Source organism: Streptomyces sp. NPDC006326 (genome assembly GCF_040612915.1).
Lineage (GTDB): Bacteria > Actinomycetota > Actinomycetes > Streptomycetales > Streptomycetaceae > Streptomyces.
Genome location: NZ_JBEXRC010000023.1, coordinates 44,324 through 59,430 on the forward strand (window position 1 = coordinate 44,324; position 15,107 = coordinate 59,430).

The 15,107-nt window shown below is 73.7% G+C and carries 15 protein-coding genes; 6 read left to right on the forward strand and 9 right to left on the reverse strand.

Annotated elements, in window-relative coordinates:
- Positions 1-33: 33 nt before the first annotated feature.
- Positions 34-1,707 carry an AMP-binding protein gene (locus ABZ128_RS19290; protein ID WP_356849731.1) on the reverse strand — a complete coding sequence of 558 codons (1,674 nt, stop codon included), beginning with the start codon at positions 1,705-1,707 and terminating at the stop codon, positions 34-36.
- Positions 1,692-2,456, reverse strand: coding sequence for an SDR family NAD(P)-dependent oxidoreductase (locus tag ABZ128_RS19295; RefSeq protein WP_356849732.1), 765 nt, complete (start codon positions 2,454-2,456; stop codon positions 1,692-1,694). Before ABZ128_RS19295 ends, ABZ128_RS19290 begins: the two co-directional genes overlap by 16 nt.
- Positions 2,457-2,548: 92 nt before the next feature.
- Here ABZ128_RS19295 and ABZ128_RS19300 point away from each other — a divergent pair, with 92 nt between their 5' ends.
- The 4 genes from ABZ128_RS19300 (at position 2,549) to ABZ128_RS19315 (ending at position 6,858) form a co-directional block, all read left to right on the forward strand.
- Entirely contained in the window at positions 2,549-3,805 is a 1,257-nt protein-coding gene (locus ABZ128_RS19300) for a DUF1343 domain-containing protein (RefSeq protein WP_356849733.1), read from the forward strand.
- Between the two features lie 76 nt (positions 3,806-3,881).
- The gene (locus tag ABZ128_RS19305) at positions 3,882-5,306 is read left to right on the forward strand and encodes a serine-threonine protein kinase (RefSeq protein ID WP_356849735.1); all 1,425 of its coding nucleotides are present in this window, start codon (positions 3,882-3,884) and stop codon (positions 5,304-5,306) included.
- Between the two features lie 148 nt (positions 5,307-5,454).
- Entirely contained in the window at positions 5,455-6,078 is a 624-nt protein-coding gene (locus tag ABZ128_RS19310; protein ID WP_356849736.1) for a hypothetical protein, read from the forward strand.
- 60 nt (positions 6,079-6,138) lie between these two features.
- Positions 6,139-6,858 carry a 3-keto-5-aminohexanoate cleavage protein gene (locus ABZ128_RS19315; RefSeq protein ID WP_356849805.1) on the forward strand — a complete coding sequence of 240 codons (720 nt, stop codon included), beginning with the start codon at positions 6,139-6,141 and terminating at the stop codon, positions 6,856-6,858.
- On the opposite strand, the gene soxR is transcribed toward ABZ128_RS19315, so the two are convergent.
- Entirely contained in the window at positions 6,839-7,282 is a 444-nt protein-coding gene (gene soxR, locus ABZ128_RS19320; RefSeq protein WP_356849737.1) for a redox-sensitive transcriptional activator SoxR, read from the reverse strand. The two genes, ABZ128_RS19315 and soxR, sit on opposite strands and share 20 nt — an antisense overlap.
- 106 nt (positions 7,283-7,388) lie before the next feature.
- On the opposite strand from soxR, the gene ABZ128_RS19325 reads away from it, so the two are divergent.
- Positions 7,389-7,850 carry a MaoC family dehydratase gene (locus ABZ128_RS19325; protein ID WP_356849738.1) on the forward strand — a complete coding sequence of 154 codons (462 nt, stop codon included), beginning with the start codon at positions 7,389-7,391 and terminating at the stop codon, positions 7,848-7,850.
- Here the strand turns inward: ABZ128_RS19325 and ABZ128_RS19330 are convergent.
- The 3 genes from ABZ128_RS19330 to ABZ128_RS19340 form a co-directional block, all read right to left on the reverse strand.
- The gene (locus ABZ128_RS19330; RefSeq protein ID WP_356849739.1) at positions 7,841-8,554 is read right to left on the reverse strand and encodes a TetR/AcrR family transcriptional regulator; all 714 of its coding nucleotides are present in this window, start codon (positions 8,552-8,554) and stop codon (positions 7,841-7,843) included. The genes ABZ128_RS19325 and ABZ128_RS19330 overlap by 10 nt on opposite strands.
- Positions 8,555-8,639: 85 nt before the next feature.
- Positions 8,640-8,930, reverse strand: a complete 291-nt coding sequence (locus tag ABZ128_RS19335) for a YiaA/YiaB family inner membrane protein (protein ID WP_356849740.1) — start codon at positions 8,928-8,930, stop codon at positions 8,640-8,642.
- Between the two features lie 60 nt (positions 8,931-8,990).
- Positions 8,991-10,142: an acyl-CoA dehydrogenase family protein gene (locus ABZ128_RS19340; protein WP_356849741.1), complete on the reverse strand. Its 1,152-nt coding sequence runs from the start codon at positions 10,140-10,142 to the stop codon at positions 8,991-8,993.
- 125 nt (positions 10,143-10,267) lie between these two features.
- Here ABZ128_RS19340 and ABZ128_RS19345 point away from each other — a divergent pair, with 125 nt between their 5' ends.
- The gene (locus ABZ128_RS19345; protein WP_356849742.1) at positions 10,268-10,915 is read left to right on the forward strand and encodes a TetR/AcrR family transcriptional regulator C-terminal domain-containing protein; all 648 of its coding nucleotides are present in this window, start codon (positions 10,268-10,270) and stop codon (positions 10,913-10,915) included.
- 102 nt (positions 10,916-11,017) lie between these two features.
- Here ABZ128_RS19345 and ABZ128_RS19350 read toward each other — a convergent pair whose 3' ends face one another.
- The 3 genes from ABZ128_RS19350 to ABZ128_RS19360 form a co-directional block, all read right to left on the reverse strand.
- Complete coding sequence (locus tag ABZ128_RS19350; RefSeq protein WP_356849806.1) at positions 11,018-12,097, reverse strand: Zn-dependent alcohol dehydrogenase; 1,080 nt, start codon at positions 12,095-12,097, stop codon at positions 11,018-11,020.
- A gap of 26 nt (positions 12,098-12,123) precedes the next feature.
- On the reverse strand, positions 12,124-13,536 hold the full coding sequence (locus ABZ128_RS19355; protein ID WP_356849743.1) for an aldehyde dehydrogenase family protein: 1,413 nt from the start codon (positions 13,534-13,536) through the stop codon (positions 12,124-12,126).
- A 100-nt stretch (positions 13,537-13,636) separates the two neighbouring features.
- Positions 13,637-15,106, reverse strand: a complete 1,470-nt coding sequence (locus ABZ128_RS19360) for a citrate:proton symporter (protein ID WP_356849744.1) — start codon at positions 15,104-15,106, stop codon at positions 13,637-13,639.
- Between the last annotated feature and the right edge of the window lies 1 nt (position 15,107).

A 15,107-nucleotide genomic window follows, 5' to 3' on the forward strand; every position in this document is an offset into this window, starting at 1 on the left:
TTCCGTGTTTCCTGATCGCGCGACCGGTCGTTTTCAGCCGCGGTCGCGCAGTTCCCGCCGCAGGATCTTGCCACTCGTCGTCTTCGGGAGAACAGGCAGGATCTCCACGTGCCGCGGATATTTGTACGCGGCGAGGCGGTCGGCGCAGTACGCGGACAGCTCGCCGGGCTCGGCCAGGGCGCCGGGGCGCAGGCTCACGTACGCCTTCACGCTCTCCCCGCGGTAGGGGTCCGGGACCCCTACCACCGCCGCCTCGCGCACGGCCGGGTGGGTGTAGAGCACGTCCTCGACCTCGCGGGGCCACACCTTGAAGCCGGAGGCGTTGATCATGTCCTTCTTGCGGTCGACGACGTAGAGCCAGCCGTCCGCGTCCATGAAGCCGACGTCGCCGGTGCGCAGTTCGCCGCCGGGGAAGGCCTTGGCGGTGTCGGCGGGCAGTCCCCAGTAGCCGGGCACGACCTGGGGGCCTCGGACGGCTATCTCCCCGTTCTCGCCGAAGGGCACCTCGGCGCCGCTCTCGTCGAGGATGCGGACGACGGTGTCCGCGCCGGGCACGCCCACCGAGAGGGTGCCGGAGGCGGGGTCGACCGGCGCCTCCCGGTGCGGGGGGACGGAGGCGCAGGCGGCGGTGGACTCGGTGAGGCCGTAGCCGTTGCGCAGGTAGAAGCCGAAGCGGGCGCGGAGGCGTTCGACGAGCGCGGGCGGCAGCGGGGCCCCGCCCGAGGAGAGCACGCGGAACGAGGTGAAGTGGTCGGGGGTGGCCTCGGGGTGCGCGGCGAGCGCCATGAAGGCGGTGGCCGGGCCGACGGCGTAGGCGGGGCGGTGCTCGCGGAAGGCGTCGAGGACGACGCCGGCGTCGAAGCGGTGGGCGAGCACGAGGGTTCCGGCGTTGGCGAAGCAGGCGGCGAGCTCGCAGACCATGCCGGTGATGTGGAAGAGCGGGGCGAGGGCGAAGTAGGCGGCGCCCTCGGGGAGCGGGTGGGCGGTGACCTGGCGGACCGCGTTGTGGGTGAGCGCGCCGTGCGGGTTCATGGCGCCCTTGGGGGTGCCGCTGGTGCCGGAGGTGTAGCTGATGAGCGCGGTGTCGGCGGCGGTGAGGCCGGGGTCGGGCGGGGCCGGGTGGCCCTGGCGGGCCACGGTGGCGAGGTCTGCGGTGCCGGCCGGGTCGGGATCCGGCCCGGCCGGCAGGACCCGTAGGTCGTCGCGGGTCTGGAAGTCCGTGGCGCGGGCGGTCAGGGTGGTCCGTACGGCGCTCCCCCGCGCGGCCTCGCGCAGGTACGCGGTCCAAGCGCGGCCGTCGCAGACGAGCGCGACGGCGCCGGAGTCGCGCAGGATGTGCCCGGCCTCGCCGGCCTTGTACATCGGGTTGAGCGGGACGACGACCGCGCCGGCCTTCCACGCGGCCAGGACGGCGAGCACGAAGTGCGGGGTGTTCTGGAGCATGACGGCGACCCGGTCACCCCGGCCGACGCCCTGCCCGGCCAGATGGCCGGCGAGGGAGTCGGACAGGGCGTCGGCCTCGGCGTAGCCGATCCGGCCGTCGAAGTAGGCCAGCGCCGTGCGCCCGGGAGCCCGGGCGGCCGCCGCGCGGAAGCAGTGGAGGACGCTGGGCGGCGGGGTGACGGGCGTGCGCTGGGCCGGGCTGAGGAGCTCCAGCCACGGCTTGGCGGCGTAGCGGGAGGGGGCTGCGCTCACCTGGTCTCCCATTTCTGCTGGAGGTGGTTCATGCTGCTCAGCCAGCGGTCCGGTTCGGTGGCGCGGGCCGCGTAGTAGTCCGCCACCTCGGGGTGCGGGAGGATCAAGAACCGGCCCTTCTCCATGCCGTCGAACAGTGCGTCCGCAACCGCTTCCGGCTCGATCGCGGTCGGTGCGAGGACGAGTTCGCCCGCCGAGCCCGCGGCCGTCAGCATGTCGGTGCGCACCCCCTGCGGGCAGATGGCGTGGACCTGGACGCCGCGGTGGCGGTAGGTCAGCGAGAGCCACTCCGCGAAGGCGAGCGCACCGTGCTTGGTGACACTGTACGGCGCCGCCCCGATCATGGTCAGCAGCCCGGCGGCCGAGACGGTGGACACGAAACGCCCGCTCTCCCGCTCCAGCCAGTCCGGCAGCAGCAGCCGGGCGGCCCGGACGTGTGCCATGACGTTGACGTCCCAGGCGGCTTCCCAGACGGCCTCCTCGGCGGCCGCGTCTCCGCCCGAGGCGAGACCCGCGTTGGCGCAGTAGACGTCCACCGTCCCGCCGAGGGCCTCGCGGGCCTCCTCCACGATCGCCGACGCGTCGCCGGGGACGGGGATCGCGCGGGGCCCGATCTCGCCCGCCACGGCCGCGGCCTTGTCGGGGTCGAGGTCGTTGACCACCACCGTGGCGCCCTCGGCGGCGAAACGGTGGGCGAGGGCGGCGCCGATGCCGCCTCCCGCGCCGGTGACGACGACTCGCTGGTCCTGGTACGCGCTCACGGGAATCACCTTTCGTGGCCTGCTGCGGATCCCGGGCAGACTAACCGGTCGGTATGTCGGGGTGGAAGGGGGCCGACGGCTAGCGTGGCGCGATGGGTCTGTCGCGACGGGGGTTGCTGGGACTGGTGGGGACGGCAGGGATTGCGGGGACGGCGGACAGCCCGGCGGGTGCGGCTCCGGCCGCGGCGCCGCGCTCCGGCCGGGTGCGCACCGGTTTCGAGCAGCTCGCGGCGGACGGGTACGGGCCGCTCGCGGGACAGCGCATCGGGGTGGTCACCAACCCCACCGGGATCACCGCGGACGCCCGCCACCTGGTGGACGTCCTGCACGCGGACCGGCGGGTGGACCTGGTCGCCGTCTTCGGCCCCGAGCACGGCTTCCGCGGGACGGCCCAGGCCGGCGGCTCCGAGGGGGCCGGCCGGGACCCGGCGACCGGGCTCCCGGTGTACGACACGTACGACAAGAGCGGACAGCAGCTCGCGGACGTGTTCACCGCGGCCGGCGTCGACACCGTCGTCTTCGACATCCAGGACGTCGGAGCCCGCTTCTACACCTACATCTGGACCCTGTACGACTGCATGCAGGCGGCGGCGCTGGCCGGCAAGGCAGTGGTGGTCCTGGACCGGCCCAACCCGGTGGGCGGCAGGCGGGCCGCCGGCCCGGTGCTGGAGCGGCCGTACGCGAGTTTCGTCGGCAGGGAGCCGATCGCGCTCGCGCACGGGATGACGGCCGCCGAGCTGGCGCTGCTGTTCAACGCGGAGTTCCTCGCGGCCCGGCCCGTCCGGCTGCGCACGGTGGCGATGACCGGCTGGAGCCGGGACTGCCACTACGCCTCGACGGGCCTGCCCTGGGTGCCGCCGAGTCCGAACATGCCGACCCCCGACACGGCCATGGCCTATGCCGGGACCTGCCTGTTCGAGGGCACCAACCTGTCCGAGGGCCGCGGGACGACCACCCCGTTCGAGGTGCTCGGCGCCGAGGGGATCGACCGGCGGTGGGCGGAGGCGGCCGACGCCCTGGGGCTGCCCGGGGTGTGGATCCGGGAGGCGTACTTCACGCCGTCCTTCTCCAAGCACGCCGGGAAGGTGTGCGGCGGTGTCCGGCTGCTCGTGCACGACCGGGAGGCCTTCGATCCCGTCCTGACCGGGGTCGGCCTCCTGGTCACCGCGCGGCGGACCTGGAGCGGCTTCGCCTGGCGCGCCGACCACTGGATCGACCGGCTGACCGGCTCCGACCGGGTCCGGCGGATGGTGGACGCGGGGGCGGGGGCGCAGGAGATCGCGGCCGACTGGGCGGCGGGGCTGGCGCGGTTCGCGGCGGTACGGGAGAAGTACCTGCTGTATCCGTAGGCGCACGGGTCTGGCAGGACGGCGGGCTCGGATGGATGCTGGACGGCACCGGAAGCGCGGCACGGAGGGGGACCCCATGTCGGACGGAACGGTCGCAGGTGACGGGAGCGGGGCCGGAGGCGGTCCAGGGAGCGGGAGAGGGAGCGGTCCCGGGAACGGGAGAGCCGGCGGCGGTGGGCCCGGCGCCGCCGTCGCCGCCGGGATCGGCGTCCGGCCGTACGCGGAGCTGACCTTCGACTCCGAGGGCGACGTCGACCGCGCCACGCGGGAGGCGGTGGCCGCGATGGACGCCACCGACCTGCTGGTCTTCGCACACGGGTGGAACAGCGACCGGGCCACGTCCACCCGCCTCTTCGACCGCTTCTACGCCCCCTTCCCCCGGCTGGTGGGGCCGGGCACACGGCTCGGCTACGTGGGGGTCGTCTGGCCCTCGATCCGCTTCTCGGACGAGCCGATCCCGGACTTCGAACTGCCCGCCGAAGCGGCCGGGAACACGCCCGCGCCGGGGCTGGACACCGAGACCCGGCGGGCGCTCGGGGCGTTCTGGCCGGGGCGCGAGGAGGAGCTCGACCGGATCGCCGGACTGCTGCGGGAGCGGCCCCGTTCGACGGCTGCCCTGGTCGAATTCGGCGCACTGGTCCGGGAGGTGGCGGGGGTGGCCGTCGCCGACGGGGCGGCGGGCGCGGTGCCCTCGGCGGAGGTGCCCGCCATCTTCACGCGGGACGTGCTGGAGGTCTGCCGGGTCTTCGCCGACGCGCTCGCCCGGGCCGGCGCACCGGCGGCCGTCGGGAGTCCCGCGGACGGCGCCGGGGTGCAGGCTCCCTCCCCCGGCGCGGACGATCCGCAGTCCCTGTGGAACGGCGCCAGGGAACTGCTGCGGCAGGCCACGTACTACCAGATGAAGCGCCGCGCCGGGGTCGTCGGCGAACACGGCCTCGGGCCGGTGCTGGCGGACCTGGCCGGACGCCGGCCGGGCCTGCGGGTCCACCTGATCGGCCACAGCTTCGGCGCGCGGGTGGTGTCCTTCGCGCTGCGCGCGGTCCCGGACGGCTCCCGGTACGTGAAGTCCGTGACCCTGCTGCAAGGCGCCTTCTCGCACTACGCCTTCGCCGACCGCCTCCCCCATGCCGGGAACGGCGGCGCCCTGCGCGGGATGCAGCGCAGGGTCGACGGCCCGGTGGTGGCCTGCCATTCCCCGCACGACACGGCGCTCGCGGTCTTCTACCCGCTGGCCTCCCGGATGGCAGGGGATTCAGCCGGACTTCTCGGCTTCGACGAACGGTGGGGCGCGATCGGGCACGACGGGGTCCAGGCGGTGCCGGGCGCCGCGCGCCTGACCCTGGACGCGGCGCTGCGCGAGGGGCTCCCGGCGGCCGGTTGCGTCAGCGTGGACGCCGGATCGGTGGTGCGGCGCGGGGGTCCGCCCTCGGGGGCGCACAGCGACGTCTGCCACGAGGAGCTGGCCCGCGTCGTGGTTGCCGCGGGGCGCGTGGGGCGCTGACTTTTGGCCATGTGCCACCCGTACGCCTCGACCGCCCCCGCATGCGCCCGCACCGGGCCGGGCATGTTGGGCACATCTCACGGTGCGTCGTCGTTCGTTCCAGTACGACGCGCTGATGCCGGCGTGGCGCGACGGAGGTGAAGGTGTGATGGCGGGGTTTCGGAGTCTGGCCTACCAGGTGCGGGACGCACGCAATGACCGTGCCCTGCGGCGCCATTCGCTGCGCCGCTGCCTGGAGCGGTTCGCTCCGTACGGGCATCGGGCGACGTGGTGGCACCTGTGCGACCGGCACGGGATCGCTCCCGAGGACCGGGCGGCCGATCCGCAGCGGCTGGTCGCGGCGTTGGAGGAGCTGGAGGAGGCCCGGGCGGTCTGGCTGGAGTACGAACGGCAGTTCGCGGAGCGGCGTCGGCGCGAGAAGCACCACGGGCTGCGCCGGCCGGAGTGGGCCTGGGGCGGCAGCGGGGACGCGGTGGTGCGGTGCGCGGATCCCGGCGTGCGCCCTGACGGCACGCTGGGCGAGGTGCTGCGGCGCCTGGTGACGGCTCTGGAGTCCGAGCCGGGGACGGGCTGCCCGGTGTGCGGGGAGCAGGAGCTGCACTGGCGCACCCCGGTACCGGGCCCGAGACGGGGGCGCCGGGCGGGACACGGGCCGTGGGAGGGGGCGTGGGCCTGGGACGGGCCGGTGTGCGCGGGCTGCGGGATCGTCGTGCCCAGGCCGGCGCTGGCGGAGTCGGCCGGCTTCCCGGCGGTCTCGGCGGGGGCCGCGTGATGCCGTTCGGGGGCGCAACCGCGTGAGGCTGCTCGCGGGCGGGCCGGGGGCCGGCCGGTGCTGATCCAGGTGTCGTTGAACGGGGCGCGGGGCGCCGCGGACGGTGCCGCGGTGCCGATGAGCCCGCGGGACTTGGCGGAGGCGGCGCTGGGGGCGGTCGCCGCGGGAGCCGGGGAGGTGCTGGTGCACCCGCGGACTCCGTGTGGCCGGGAGAGCCTGTCGCCGCGGGTGGTGGGGCCGGTGCTGGAGGCGTTGCGGGGCGCGGGGGTCCCCGTACCGCTCTCGGTGTGCGCGAGCATTGCGGCCGAACCGGATCCGGCGGGGCGGGCGGCGCGGGTGCGGTCGTGGACGGTGCTGCCGGAGCGGGCGGCGGTGCACTGGGCGGAGCCGGGGGCGACGGAGCTCGTACGGGCCCTGCTGGAGCGGGGCGTTGCGGTGGACGCGGTGGTTCCGGCGGGGTGGGACGCCGGTCCGCCGCCGCGGGATCCGCGGGTGCGGCCGGTGGTGGAGGCTCCGGCGGCGGGGCCGGGGCCGGGGCGGTGGGTGCCGGGGCGGTGGGTGCCGGGGCGGGTGCTGCTGTTCGGGCGGGAGGATGCGGCCTGGCCGGTGCTGCGACTGGCGGCCCGGCGCGGTGCCGGGATGCGGATCGGGGTCGGCGACGTACTGCACCTGCCCGACGGGCGGCCGGCGCGGTCGAATGCGGAGCTGGTGGCCGCCGCCGTGCGGGAGGCGGCGGCGCAGGCGGCAGGAGCCGGCCCCGCTACAGCCGGGAGCCGGTGAGCTGTTCACCGAAGACGTCGTCCGGATTGGACAGCGCGCAGTTCTTCAGCGAGAGGCAGCCGCAGCCGATGCAGTCGCTCAAGTGGTCGCGCAGCCGCATCAGTTGGCTGATCCGCTGATCGAGCTCAGCGCGCCAGGCCTCGGAGAGCTGCGCCCAGTCCTCGCGGTTGGGGGTGCGGCCCTCGGGGAGCTGGGCCAGCGCGTCGCGGATGGCGGCGAGCGGTATGCCGACGCGCTGGGCGGCGCGCACGAAGGCGACCCGGCGCAGCGCCTCGCGGGTGTAGCGGCGCTGGTTGCCGGAGGTGCGGCGGCTGCTGATCAGGCCCTTGGCCTCGTAGAAGTGCAGCGCGGAGACGGCCGCGCCACTGCGGGCGGACAGCTGGCCGACGGTGAGCTCGTGGATGTTCTCGGGAATCTGCGGCACGAGGCCGAGGGTAGTCGGCCGGTCCGACATCCGTTGACAGACGCATAGCGCCCCAGCATGCTGAGCAAGCGCTTGTTCGTCCGGAGCGCCAGGGAGAGGGAGACGCATGGCCGAGCCGAGGATCTTCACGTCCGCCGAGGAGCTGCGCGCCGCGATCGGCAGCCCGCTCGGCCCCAGCGACTGGCTGGAGGTGGACCAGAAGCGGATCGACCTGTTCGCGGACGCGACCGGCGACCATCAGTGGATCCACGTGGACCCGGAGCGGGCGGCGGGCGGACCCTTCGGTTCCACCATTGCGCACGGCTATCTGACGCTCTCGCTGCTGCCGAGTCTGGTGCCGCAGATCATGCGGGTCGAGGGCATGCGGATGGGCATCAACTACGGGACGAACAAGGTGCGCTTCCCGGCTCCGGTGCCGGTCGGCTCGCGGCTGCGGGCCACCGCCGTGATCACGGACGTGACCGAGGCGGGGGGCGGCGTGCAGGTCACGGCCACGGTGACGGTCGAGCGCGAGGACGGCGAGAAGCCGGTGTGCGTGGCGGAGTCGGTGTCCCGGTACTACTTCTGAGCCCCGGCCTCCCGCGCCGTGCTGCCGAGTGGCGGGCCTGCCGGGCCCTGCTGCCGAGCGGCGTCCGGGGCCGGCACGGCTGCGGGGGGCGCGCCCACCATGCGGAGCACGAGGTCGGCGTAGAGCGCGCCGACCTCGTCGGGGGTGCGCCGGCCGTCGACGCTGAACCAGCGGGCCACGTCGATGCACAGGGACAGGACGGCGAGGGTGGTGCCCGGGACGTCCGGCACGTCGAACTCCCGCGCCGCGACCCCCTCGGCGAGGATGCGGCGTACGGCGGCGTCGCTCTGGCGGCGCAGCGCCACGATTTCCAAGCGGTGCTCGGGAGCGAGGGCATCGAGCTCGTACTGGACCACCCGAGCCGTGGTGTGGTGCGCCGCGTGCCAGCGCACGAAGGACCGTACGGCGGCGTCGAGCCGCTCGGCGGCACTGCCGGGGCCGGAAGCTGCGCTTTCGAGGATGTCGAGGGCCTTGTCGTGGCCGATCCGGCTGATCCGGTGGAGCAGCTCTTCCTTGGTCTTGTAGTGGATGTAGAGCGCGGCGGGACTCATACCGGCCCGCCCTGCGATGTCACGTGTGGTGGTGGCGTGGTACCCGCGCTCCGCGAACGCCTCGACCGCGGCGACGAGCAGCCGTCGCGCGGCGTCGGGGGTGACCTCCGACCACGGCTGGTAGCCGCCGGTCGCCTCTCCCGCGGTGTCCATCGCTCGCTCACCCTTTCCGTCCTGTAGGAATGCACACCTTACCGGAGGGTGAGCAAGCGCTTAGAGGACCTGGGTTCCCCTCCGGTCAGACCTTCGGCTGGAAGGGGTCGTAGTCGGCCATGATCTTCTCCATCCGGGCCTGGTCGACGCGGGAGACGATCTGGGTGAGTTCCTGACGGTCGCGGATTACCTTGGCCAGGGTGAAGGCCGAGGTCGTGAGGTAGAGGACGGCGATGCCGAGGAAGGCGCGGACCCAACCGTCCGCGTCCAACCGGTAGATCCCGAGGGCCACCGCGCCGATCGCGATGGCGAAGGAGGCCACGGCCTGGCCGTAGTACGCCCCCGTGTTCTTCTGCTTGACCGGTGTCTCGTTCATGACCCCAGCATCGGGCGGCAGTGACCGGCGCCACATCCGCGCAGATACTCAGGTGCGTACTCAGAAGGCGGAAACCCCTGTGTGGGCGCGGCCGATGAGGAGCTTCTGGATCTGGCTGGTGCCCTCGTACAGGGTCATGACGCGGGCGTCGCGCAGCAGTTTGCCGGCGGGGTACTCGTCGATGTAGCCGTAGCCGCCGTGTACCTGCAGGGCGTTGCTCGCGGCGCGCACCGCGGCCTCCGAGGCGAAGAGCTTGGCGGTGGAGGACTCGGTGGCGAAGGGCCTGCCGCGGTCGATGAGGTCGGCGACGCGCCAGGTCAGCAGCCGGGCCGCGTCCACGTCGACCGCGATGTCGGCGATCAGTTCCTGGACCAGCTGGTGGTGGGCGATGGGCTTGCCGAACTGCTCGCGCCGGGCGGCGTACGAGACGGCCGCGTCCAGTGCCGCCTGCGCGATGCCGACGCATCCGGCGGCGACCGACATGCGGCCCTTGGCGAGGGCGGACATGGCCACCGAGAAGCCCTTGCCGGCGGGGCCGAGCAGGGCGGAGGAGGGGACGCGCACGCCGTCGAGGGTGATCTCGGCGGTGGCCTGGCCGCGCAGGCCCAGTTTGCCGTGGATCTCACGGCGGAGGAGCCCCGGTGTGTCGGTGGGGACGAGGAAGGCGGAGATGCCTCGGTGGCCGGGCTCCTCGCCCGTGCGGGCGAAGAGCAGGACGACGTCGGCCCAGGTGCCGTTGGTGATGAACATCTTGCTGCCGCTGAGGACGTACGCGTCGCCCTCGCGCACGGCGCGGGTGGTGAGGCCGGCGGCGTCGGAGCCGGTACCGGGCTCGGTGAGACCGAAGCAGCCGAGCGCGTCGCCGGAGCAGAGGCGGGGCAGCCAGGCGTGCTTCTGCTCCTCGGTGCCCCAGGCCGCGATGGACTTGGCGACCAGGCCGAGGGAGACGGAGACGATGCCGCGCACGGAGGAATCGCCGCGCCCGAGCTCCTCGGTGACGAGCACGTAGGACAGGTGGTCGCCACCGGAGCCGCCGTACTCCTCGGGGACGGTCAGGCCGAGGAAGCCGAGCGCCCCGAGCTTCTTCACGATGGCCCGGTCCACGCTCTCGGCGCGGTCCCACTCGGCGGCGTACGGGGCCACCTCCCGGTCGGTGAACGCGCGGGCCAGACCACGCACGGCGGTCTGCTCCTCGCTGAGCTCCAGATTCACCGGGCACCTCCGGACGGGACGGGAAGGGACGGAACGGCGCGGTCCGGATCACGGCCGGTGCGCTGCATGCGCGGGGCTTAACTAGCACCGGTAGTTTATTGGGACCAGGCCCTACTATGTGGCGCATGGCCAGACCGCGCAAGCCCCTCCTGAGCAGAGACCGCATCGTCGAGGCGGCGGGCGTGCTGGTGGACGCGGAGGGTCTGGAGGCGGTGTCGACGCGGCGGCTGGCCGCCGCACTGGGCGTCAGCGGGCCCTCCCTCTACAACCACTTCCGCACGAAGGACGAGATCCTGGACGCGGTCGCGGACGCGGTGAGCGCGCGGGTCGACCTGTCGATGTTCGAGGCGGGTGCCGGGCGGGACTGGCGGGAAGCCCTGCACGACTGGGCGCACTCCTACCGGGACGCCCTGGCCGACCACCCGAACATCGTGCCGGTGCTGGCGCGGGGTCCAGGACGCCGGCCAGCGGGTTTGAGACTGGCCGACGCCGTGTTCGGCGCGATGACGGCGGCCGGGTGGCCTCCGGCGCAGGCGACCCGGATCGGCGCATTGATGCGGTACTTCATCCTGGGCTCGGCGGTGGGCTCGTTCGCCCGCGGTTTCGTGGACGACGAAGCGGCGTACGACCCCGCGGACTACCCGCACCTGGGCCAGGCCCACCTGCTGGCCGAGCGTCAGCGCGAGGTGGACGAAGGCGCCTTCGAGACGGGCCTGGCCGCCCTGCTGGACGGCCTGGCCCTCCAGTACGAGGCCCTGAAGGAGACGGCCTGAGCCGGGAGACGGCCTGAGCCCGCGGGCCCCCCGTCGAGGCGGCCCGCGGGCTCCCGGTCCCGGTCAGGTCGGGTCGGTCAGGTCAGGTCGGGTCGGGTCGGGTCAGAACACGACCAGGGAGCGGCCGCCCTTCCCTGCCAGCATGGCCTCGAAGGCGCCGGGGATGCCGTCCAGCGTGATGCGATCGGTGACCAGGGAGGCGAGGTCCAGGCGGCCCGCCAGGACGTGCTCCGCCAGCACCGGGAGATCCCGGGCCGGGTCGCTGTTGCCGTACACGCAGCCGGTGAGGGTGCGGGCGTAGTGGAAGATCTCCAGCGCGTGGAAGGCGACCTGCTGGTCCTTGCCGCCGATGCCGACCACCGTAATACGGCCGCCGCGCCGGGTGGAGTCCCAGGCTCCGCGGATGGACTGCGCCCGGCCGACGCACTCGACGGCCACGTCCGCGCCCTGGCCGCCGGTGAGCGCGCGGATCTGCTGGGCGGTCGTGTCGGAGGCGAGCACGAACTCGGTCGCCCCGGCCGCGCGCGCCAGGTCCTCCTTGGCCGGCGAGACGTCGACGGCCACGATCGGGCCAGCCCCGGCGATCCGCGCGGCCTGGAGGGCGGCCAGGCCCACGCCGCCGACCCCGAAGACGGCGACGGACTCGCCGGGGCGGACCTGGGCGCTGTGGTGGACGGCGCCGTAGCCGGTGAGGACCGCGCAGCCGAGCAGGGCGGCCTCGGCGAGCGGGATCCCGGCCGGCGCGGGCAGCACACAGTTGGCTGCGACCACCGTCTCCTCGGCGAACGCGGCGACGTTCAGCCCAGGGTGCAGGGGGGTGCCCTCGGCGTCGTGGGCGTAGACCGCGCCGACCCCGGTGAGGGCGTTCGCGCAGAGCCAGACCTCGCCGATCGAGCAGTGGTGGCACTGCCCGCAGGACGGGGACCAGTTGAGCACCACGCCGTCGCCGGGCGCGACGTGGGTGACGCCCTCCCCGACGGCGAGGACCGTGCCCGCGCCCTCGTGGCCGAGGACGGCGGGGACGGGGACCCGCATGGTGCCGTCGGTGAGGGAGAGGTCGGAGTGGCAGACCCCGGCTGCGGCGAGCCGCACCCGGACCTGCCCGGGGCCGGGATCGGGCAGCACGATGTCCCGTATCTCCAGCGGTGCTCCGACGGCGGGCAGAATGGCGGCGCGGACCATGGTCGTCGTCTCCGTCAACTCGGAACTCAGAACTGCAGGGACTTGGTCTGGAGGTACTCGGCGAGGCCGTGCGGCCCGAGTTCGCGGCCGACCCCGGACTGCTTGTACCCGCCGAAGGGGGCGAGCGGGTTGAAGCGGCCGCCGTTGATGTCCACCTGGCCGGTGTCCATGCGCCGGGCGAAGGCGACGGCGGTGGCCTCGTCCGCCGCCCACACCGCGCCGCCGAGCCCGTACACGGTGCCGTTGGCGATGCGCAGGGCGTCCTCCTCGTCCTCGTACGGGAGGATCGCCAGCACGGGGCCGAAGATCTCCTCCTGGGCGATGGCCATGTCGGGGGTGACGTCGGCGAACACGGTCGGGGCGATGAAGTACCCCCGCTCGTGCGGTGCGTCGGCCCCACCCGCGACCAGCCGCGCGCCCTCCTCGACTCCCTTGGCGATGTAGCCGCGCACGCGGTCGCGCTGCTTGGCGTTGACGACCGGGCCGAGGCGGGTGCCCGGGTCGCGGGGGTCGCCGGAGGGGTACTTGGCGACGGCGGCCGCCGCCAGCTCGACGGCCTCCTCGTACTGGTCGCGGTGGACGAGCATCCGGGTGAGCGCGTTGCAGCTCTGGCCGGAGTTGTTCATGACGTGGCCCACCCCTGCGGCGACGGCCTTGGGCAGGTCGGCGCCCGGCAGGATGACATTGGCCGATTTGCCGCCCAGTTCGAGGGCGACGCGCTTGACGGCGGCGCCGGCCGTGGCACCGATCTGCTTGCCGACCGCGGTGGAGCCGGTGAAGGAGACGAGGTCGACCCCTTCGTGCGCGGCCAGTGCCTGGCCGGCGACCGGGCCGGTCCCGGTCACCAGGTTGAAGACTCCGGCCGGGATACCCGCCTCGTGCACGGCTTCGGCGAAGAGCTGTGCGGTCAGCGGGGTGTCCTCGGCCGGCTTGAGGACGAGGGTGCAGCCGGCGGCGAGAGCGGGCGCCACCTTGGCAACGATCTGGTGCAGCGGGTAGTTCCAGGGCGTGATGGCCCCGACCACGCCGACCGGCTCCAGGAGCACGGTGGAGTTCCCGATCCGCTCCTCGAAGGCGTACGTGGCGCCCAGCTCGGCGAACGAGGAGGACACCGCGATCGGCGCCCCGACGTGGACCATCTCCGAGAAGCCCAGCGGGGAGCCCAGTTCCGCGGTGATGGTCTGCGCGAACTCGGACTTGCGCGCCACCAGCACGTCGCGCAGTGCGGCGATCCGGGCGGCCCGCTCGGCCGGGGCGGTGGCCGCCCAGCCGGGGAGGGCCGCGCGGGCCGCGCGTACCGCCGCGTCCACGTCGTCGACGCTGCCGGCCGGGACCCCGGCGATGACCTGCTCGTCGGCCGGGTTGACGACCTCGATCCGGTCGCGTCCGGCGGCGGGCCGCCATGCGCCGCCGATGTACATCCCGTCGTGGGCCTTCATGGCATTCCTCCCGAGCACGCACGAGCGCGTAGACCTGACCTCGCGTGGACACCCTACAAACTAGCGTCGGTAGTTTTCGGCCCGCCAGGGGGCCCCGCCATCAGATGATGCCGAAAAGCATCCCTGCCCCGAGGACGACGAGGGAGGTGAGGGCCGCCCATTTCACGGTGAAACGGGTGTGGTCACCGAACTCGACCTTGGCCGTGCCGACGAGGACGTAGACGGCCGGAACCAGCGGGCTGGACATGTGCAGGGCCTGCCCGACCAGGGACGCGCGGGCGATTTCGAGCGGGGAGACGCCGTGCGCGGCGCCCGCCTCGGCCAGGACGGGCAGCACGCCGAAGTAGAAGCCGTCGTTGGACATGAAGTAGGTGAGCGGGAGGCTGAGCAGGCCGGTGACCAGGGCCATGTGCGGGCCCATGCCGTCGGGGACGGCGCCGACGAGCCAGTCGGCCATGTGCTTGACCATGCCGGTGCCGCCGAGGACGCCGGTGAAGACGGCGGCGGCGAAGACCATGCCGGCGACGTTCAGGACGTTGTCGGCGTGGGCGGCGAGGCGGGCCTTCTGGTCGGGCATGTGGGGGAAGTTCACGGTGAGCGCGAGGGCGGCGCCGAGGAGGAACAGCACCGGGATGGGCAGCAGCTCCGTGATCATCGCGGCCAGGAGGGCGACGGTGAGGGCGGCGTTGAACCAGTAGAGCCGGGGCCGGAGCGTGGCGCGGCGGGGGTCGAGCCCCTGGAACCCCTCCCCCGCGGGCGCCGTGAAGGCGGCGGCCGGTGCGGGGTCACCGTCGGCGTGCGCGCCCGCGTCCGCAGGGGCGCCGGCGCCCGTACCGGCGCCCGAACCGGCCGCGGTCCCGGCTCCGGCTCCCGAGGCGGAGACGGGGGGCGTGCCCGTACCGGCGGCGACGAGGTGCTCCTCCGCGGGCTCCGGGGCCTGCTCCGGAAGCGCGAGTGTGCCGAGGCGGCGGCGTTCCTTGAGGCCGAGGAGGTACGCGAGGCCGAACACGAACAGCAGGCCGACCGCCAGGGCCGGGATCATCGGGACGAAGATGTCGGCGGCGTCCAGCTTGAGGGCGGTGGCGGCGCGGGCCGTGGGGCCGCCCCAGGGCAGGGTGTTCATGACGCCGTTGGCGGTGGCGGCGACTCCCGTCATCACGACGAGGCTCAAACCGAGCCGCTTGTAGAGCGGGTACATCGCGGAGACGGTGATCATGAAGGTGGTCGAGCCGTCGCCGTCGAGGGAGACGATGGCGGCGAGGATGGCGGTACCGACCACCACCCGCACCGGGTCGGCCTTGCAGAAGCGCAGGATGCCGCGCACGACCGGGTCGAAGAGACCGACGTCGATCATCACGCCGAAGTAGACGATGGCGAACATCAGCATGGCGGCGGTCGGCGCGAGTTTGCCGACCCCGTCGATGACGTAGTCGCCGAGGTGGGCGCCCTTTCCTGCGAAGACGCAGAAGAGCGCGGGGATCAGGACGAGCGCCGCGATGGGCGACATTTTCTTCATCATGATCAACACCAGGAAGGTGGCGATCATGGCGAAGCCGAGGAAGGTCAGCATG

Bases quoted from the DNA above. Each gene is read 5' to 3' on its own strand.
- ABZ128_RS19355 (WP_356849743.1), bottom strand. From the start codon at position 13,536: ATGAAGGCCCACGACGGGATGTACATCGGCGGCGCATGGCGGCCCGCC.
- ABZ128_RS19335 (WP_356849740.1), bottom strand. From the start codon at position 8,930: ATGAACGAGACACCGGTCAAGCAGAAGAACACGGGGGCGTACTACGGC.
- ABZ128_RS19300 (WP_356849733.1), top strand. From the start codon at position 2,549: ATGGGTCTGTCGCGACGGGGGTTGCTGGGACTGGTGGGGACGGCAGGG.
- ABZ128_RS19290 (WP_356849731.1), bottom strand. From the start codon at position 1,707: ATGGGAGACCAGGTGAGCGCAGCCCCCTCCCGCTACGCCGCCAAGCCG.
- ABZ128_RS19360 (WP_356849744.1), bottom strand. From the start codon at position 15,106: ATGCTGACCTTCCTCGGCTTCGCCATGATCGCCACCTTCCTGGTGTTG.
- ABZ128_RS19325 (WP_356849738.1), top strand. From the start codon at position 7,389: ATGGCCGAGCCGAGGATCTTCACGTCCGCCGAGGAGCTGCGCGCCGCG.
- ABZ128_RS19310 (WP_356849736.1), top strand. From the start codon at position 5,455: ATGGCGGGGTTTCGGAGTCTGGCCTACCAGGTGCGGGACGCACGCAAT.
- ABZ128_RS19330 (WP_356849739.1), bottom strand. From the start codon at position 8,554: ATGGACACCGCGGGAGAGGCGACCGGCGGCTACCAGCCGTGGTCGGAG.
- ABZ128_RS19345 (WP_356849742.1), top strand. From the start codon at position 10,268: ATGGCCAGACCGCGCAAGCCCCTCCTGAGCAGAGACCGCATCGTCGAG.
- ABZ128_RS19305 (WP_356849735.1), top strand. From the start codon at position 3,882: ATGTCGGACGGAACGGTCGCAGGTGACGGGAGCGGGGCCGGAGGCGGT.
- ABZ128_RS19350 (WP_356849806.1), bottom strand. From the start codon at position 12,097: ATGGTCCGCGCCGCCATTCTGCCCGCCGTCGGAGCACCGCTGGAGATA.